We start from the raw sequence: 1,125 nt of genomic DNA on the forward strand, positions 1-1,125 counted from the left end.
GCCATGGGCGTGGACGTGCTCTCCATGAATGCGTCCAACCTGTTGAAGGTAAAAGCCGCTATTCGTCAGGTGAATATCAGCTTTGTCCGCCGTCTTCTCAATGAAGTGCTGGCCATGGATAACGGTGAGGTGATCGCCTCTTACGTGGACTTGCAACTCACCAAGGCCGGGCTGGGTGACCTGTTGCGAAATCGCAAGGTGTTGTCCTGACACACAGAGTGGGTCGCCGTTAAAAATAAAAGGCTCATCGCGGGCTTGAGTGATACCTCGGCTTCAGGATTCGTCTCATTCTACCGCCCTGGCAACCGCCGGACGATGGCTTCCAAACCTGAAAACCTTGGCCGCCATTTTCTCTGCGAAAAATGCATTACCTGACTTTTCCTGAAAGTGCCTCTCAAAGGAGATGCCGCAGTAACGAAGCCTCTCAGGTTATGGGGTTTTACGTCAGGCATCCGGCGTCGAGCATTTTGCAAAGTGCCGGGTATTTGCGATAAAAGCATCAGACGGCGAGAAGCGTGTTATTCAGCGGTTCCCTGGATGAACCAATTAAAAAAACTTATCGGGAGAGAGTCATGAAGCGCGCGTTCTTGTTGATCGTGGTGGCGTTGCTTGTGCTGCTGGCGGTGCTGTTGTTCAACACCTTGAAGGTAAAAGAGCCCAACGAAACGGTTATCCCTCTGCCGGTTTTTGAATCTGCATTGAACGAATCCGAGATGACCGCACGTCTCTCCCGTGCCCTGCGATTTGCTACCTTGCCGGATCAGCCGCAAGCCTTTGATGGTTTTCATGACTTTCTGCGTGAGTCTTTTCCCCTTACCCATGCAAGACTCACCCTGAAAACGTTCGGCCATAGCCTGCTCTATCACTGGGATAGCGGAAAAGACTGCGCGCCGACGTTGCTGTTAGCCCATCAGGATGTGGTGCCGGTGTCATCACCGGACGCCTGGGAGCATCCGCCTTTCGCCGGTGTGGTGGATTCACAGTTTGTCTGGGGCCGTGGTGCCATGGATGACAAGGGCAGCCTGATGGCGATCCTGGAAGCCACCGAAGCCTTGTTGGCGGACGACCGTGCACCGGCCTGTGATGTGTGGCTGGCGTTTGGTCACGATGAAGAAACCGGTGGCA

General features: G+C 54.1%; 2 protein-coding genes. Both read left to right on the top strand.

What is annotated here, in order from left to right; translation table 11 throughout:
• Nucleotides 1-210 (top strand): hypothetical protein (locus A3730_RS31230; protein ID WP_197477342.1); only part of this gene is annotated, 210 nt, incomplete at its 5' end.
• A gap of 362 nt (nucleotides 211-572) precedes the next feature.
• On the top strand, nucleotides 573-1,125 hold a 553-nt coding region (locus A3730_RS07050; protein WP_231883879.1), incomplete at its 3' end, for a M20/M25/M40 family metallo-hydrolase.

This window comes from Alcanivorax sp. HI0044 (genome assembly GCF_001634945.1).